Origin of the sequence: Amycolatopsis sp. NPDC051106, assembly GCF_040682775.1 — a bacterium.
In the GTDB taxonomy this organism is placed as follows: Bacteria; Actinomycetota; Actinomycetes; order Mycobacteriales; family Pseudonocardiaceae; genus Amycolatopsis.
In genome coordinates this window covers 1-4,073 of sequence record NZ_JBFBBQ010000194.1, presented here as the reverse complement: position 1 = coordinate 4,073, position 4,073 = coordinate 1, and the positions used below count along the sequence as shown (strand labels likewise).

General features: G+C 71.6%; 4 protein-coding genes. All 4 read right to left on the bottom strand.

Going from position 1 to position 4,073, the window contains the following annotated elements; translation table 11 throughout:
• Positions 1–375, bottom strand: a 375-nt coding sequence (locus AB0M83_RS48430; RefSeq protein WP_364529576.1) for a carboxymuconolactone decarboxylase family protein, incomplete at its 3' end; no start/stop codon positions are given.
• 71 nt (positions 376–446) lie between these two features.
• The gene (locus AB0M83_RS48425) at positions 447–2,099 is read right to left on the bottom strand and encodes a GMC family oxidoreductase (RefSeq protein ID WP_364529573.1); all 1,653 of its coding nucleotides are present in this window, start codon (positions 2,097–2,099) and stop codon (positions 447–449) included.
• On the bottom strand, positions 2,096–2,626 hold the full coding sequence (locus AB0M83_RS48420) for a DUF5987 family protein (RefSeq protein WP_364529579.1): 531 nt from the start codon (positions 2,624–2,626) through the stop codon (positions 2,096–2,098). Before AB0M83_RS48420 ends, AB0M83_RS48425 begins: the two co-directional genes overlap by 4 nt.
• Positions 2,627–2,712: 86 nt before the next feature.
• The coding region (locus AB0M83_RS48415; RefSeq protein WP_364529570.1) for a cytochrome P450 at positions 2,713–4,073 on the bottom strand (1,361 nt) is incomplete at its 5' end.

The following is a 4,073-nucleotide window of genomic DNA, read 5'->3' as shown; positions in this document are numbered from 1 at the left end:
GTCGCCGGCGTCGCCGGCCTCGATGGCCGCGGCGGCCGCCGGCTCCCCCAGCGAGGCGAGCGCCATGCCGTGCACCTCGACGCAGTACGGGCACGAGTTCGCCGCCGACACCGCGGCCGCGACGACCTCCTTGTCGGCCCGGCTCGCCGTCCCGCCCGCGACCAGCGACTCCCGCAGCATCAGCCACGCCGCGGCGAGCACCTCCGGCGCGGGCGAGTGCAGCGCGACGGGCGGGGCGAGCATCCCGAAGTCCCGCTCCACCTGCCGGTAGACGTCCCGGACGAGGCCGCGCGCGTGGCGCGGTCGCACGGCCTCGACGTACTTCACGTCCCGCAGCGTCCGCCGCAGGGCGAACCGCACCAGTCCGGGCGCCATCGTTCCTCCTCGAGAACCGGCGGACTCGCGCTCCCAGGCCCCCAGGAGCGCGAGTTCCATGTACCCGTGCATCAGTTGCCGGCGACCAGGTCCAGCTTGGACACCGCCCGGCGGCCGGTGATCGAGCCGTCCGGCGCCGGGGCGCCGTACTTGACGTCGACGTCACGGGCCTGCAGCGCCCGGACGATGCCCGGGATCGACCGCTCGGCGAGCGCGGCGATGGTCATCGCCGGGTTCACCGTCAGCGCGCCCGGCACCGACGCGCTGTCGGTGACGAAGATGCCCGGGTGGTTGCGCAGTTCGTGGTTCGGGTGCAGCGCGGACGTCGCCGCGTCGTCCCCGATCCGGCACGACGCCAGCGGGTGCACCGTGTACGCCCCGACGACGTCGTTGGTCCACGGCGAGACCTTCGCCAGGCCGTCCTTCTCGATGATGGACTTGCAGTCCGCGTCCGCGAGCGCCCAGCCGTGCTTGGTGTTCTCGGTCGGGTCGTAGCGCAGCGGGCCGCGCCCGAGCATCTGCTGCGAGATCCGGTACGCGTTGCCGGTGGGCGGCGGGGTGCCGAAGACGCCTTCGTTGTCGTCCTCGGTCATCAGGAAGATCGTCAGCCAGTTGGCCCACTGGTTGAGGATCTCCTTCTTCTGCGCCCCGTACCAGCGCGGTTCCTCCCCGCCCGGCACCTGGGCGAGGATGGTGCCCAGCCCCGGCGGGAAGTACAGCTGCTCCAGCGAGTACCGCTCGTACTCCGGCAGCGAGCCGTCGAGCTTGTCCCAGTTCGCGACGGTCGGGCCCTTGCCGATGTGGTTGGCCGAGTACACCGGACCGTCCTCACGGGACAGTCCGAGCACCTCGCGGACGCGGTCCTCGTCGATGATGGCGGTGTTGAGCCGTTCGCCGTTGCCGGAGAAGTACCGGCCGACGCCGTGCGGCATGGTGCCGAGCGTGGCCTCCGAGCGCTGCAGGATCACCGGCGTAGCGCCGGCGCCCGCGGCGATGATGACGACCTTCGCCTCGATCACGCCGGTGCCGGTGTGGACCCGGTAGTCCTCTTCGTCGATCAGGTCGAAGTGGACCCGGTAGCCGCCGTCCTCGGTCCGCTCGAGGCGCTGGACCTCGTGCAGCGGCCGGATCTCGGCGCCGTGCGCGAGCGCGGCCGGCAGGTAGTTCGTGAGCATCGACCGCTTGGCGTCGAACTTGCAGCCGGCCATCATGAAGTTGCAGTTGACGCACGTGTCGTTGTCGACGGCCACCGGCGCCGGGTTCGCGGTGCGCCCGGAGTGGTTGCAGGCCGCGGCCCACAGGCCACCGGCGTAGGAGACGTCACTCCAGTCCTGTTTGGACACTGGAATCGACTCGTCGATCCGGTCGTACCACGGCTCCAGCGAGTCGCGCGTGATGGCGTGCGGCCACATCCGGCGGCCGATGCTGCCGTGGCGGTCGAACACGAAGCGCGGCGCCCTCGGCATCGCGGCGAAGTACACGACGCTGCCGCCGCCGACGCAGTTGCCGCCCAGCACGCTCATCCCGTCGCCGACGACGAAGTCGAACGCCCGCGTGTAGGACGAGCCGAGCAGGTAGTCGTGCTCGAAGTCGGCCGCGGCCAGCCAGGGCCCGCGTTCGAGGACCGTCACCTTGGCCCCGCCCGCGGCGAGGTGGTAGGCGGGAATGGACCCGCCGAATCCGCTGCCGACGATGACGACGTCGGTCTGGTCGATGGCAGTCATGCGGGGCTCCCCGAGGGCGTCGTGTCCGGGTGGAGTTCGGCCAGCTTGCGGCCGTAGCCGTACTTCGGGAACCGCCAGAACCCGTCGGCGTCCGGGGCCTTGTACCCCAGGGCCAGCAGGCCGGGGTGCCCGTCGCGGATCGCGTCGGCGGTGTGCAGGTGCGGGGCGCTGTCGTAAGCCATGTTGCAGAACAGCGCCAGGCTGACCCAGCCGTCCTTCTCCGGGTGCCCGGGCGTGGTGAGCCGGTGCACCAGCTCGCGGCGGTGCTCGTACGGCAGCGCCACGAACGGCGGGACGTCGTCGTCGAGCACCAGCTCGACCTCGCCCGCGTAGGTCTTCGCGTGGTCGTTGAGCGACTGCGCGAGGTAGGGCAGGCCGGCCGTGACGCCGGTCGCGTCGAAGTTCAGCAGCTCGAGCGCGCCGGCGACCACCGACCCCGGGCCGGGCGCGGCCCCGGCGATCGCGCGGTCTTCGGGGAACCGCTTCTCCCCCGGCACGATCGTGTCCGCGTAGGCCTCGAGGGTCATGTTCATCACGCGTTCTTCTTCGGTAGCTCCCTGACTGACCTCGGGTTGCACCGGCCTACCTCCTCATCGAATGTCCACAACAGACTTCAAGCTGCTTCGGCACTCCGCCGCCGCTCGCGGCGGTGCACGGTCATCGGCAGCCCGCCGCGCACCCGCAGCGACAGCATCGCCTCGGGCTCGACGACCTTGCCCGGTACCTTGCGCAGCTCCAGGTCCCGCGCGGCCATCGCGAGCACGAACACCGCCTCCATCACCCCGAGGCTGTTGCCGATGCAGAACCTCGGCCCGGCGCCGAACGGGATGTAGGCGTAGCGCGGCGGCCGGCCGGCCGGGTTGGCGGCGTCGAACCGGCCCGGGTCGAAGCGCTCCGGGTCGGTCCAGAACTCCGGGTGCCGGTGCAGCGTGTAGGGCACGACGACGACGTCGGACCCGGCCGGCACGTGGTACCCGCCGATCTCGTCGTCGGCCTGCGCGATCCGCGGCAGCAGCCACACCGGCGGGTACAGCCGCATGACCTCTTCGACCACCGCGACCGTGTAGGTCAGCTTCCGCAGGTCCTCGTGCTCGGGCAGCCGGTCGCCGAGCACGTCGACGGCCTCGGCGTGCAGCCGCTCGGCGACCTCCGGGTGCTCGTCGATCAGGTGGAAGGCCCAGCCGAGCGTGCTCGCCGTCGTCTCGTGCCCGGCCAGCAGCAGGGTGATCAGCTCGTCGCGCATCCGCTCGCGCGACGCGCCCGCCGCCGATCCGGACGCGATCAGCCGCGACAGCACGTCTTCGCCGTTCTCGACCGGGTTCGCCAGCCGCTGCTCGACGAGCTCGTCGGCGATCCGGCGCAGGTCCTCGCGCGCGGTCCGGAACTCCACCTGCTTCTTCAGCGGGACCCACTGCGGGACCATGCTCAGCGTGACCGCCTCGAACATGGCCTGGTCCTGCACGGCCTCGAACGAGTGGCCCAGCGTCTCGTAGCCGCCGAGTTCCGCGTCGAGCAGCGTCTTGCCGAGCACGCCGAGCGTCAGGCCGGTCATCTCGTGCAGGATCTCGACCGGCCCGTCGTGCCCGGCCAGCCGCTTGATCACAGCGTCCACTTCGGACGCGACGACCGCGGCCTGGCGCGAGATGCGCTTGGGCTGGAAGACCGGCTGGATGGTCCGGCGCTGCGTCTTCCAGGTGTCGCCGTCGCTGGTCAGCAGGCCGTCGCCGAGGGCGCGGCGGGCCTCCTGCAGGCCGATGCCCTTGTGGTAGTTCGCCGCGTTGTCCGCGAGGACGTGCTTGGCCAGGTCGGGGTGGTTCACCAGGTACATCGCCTTGGGGCCGATGGCGATGCGGACGACGTCGCCGTAGGTGCCGGCGTTGTCGCCCATGAGCGCGAGGCGGTCGGTGAAGAGCTGCTTCAACAACCGGAACGTCGCCCGGCGCGGCGGCCCGGGCGGCGCGCACCGCGCCGCCC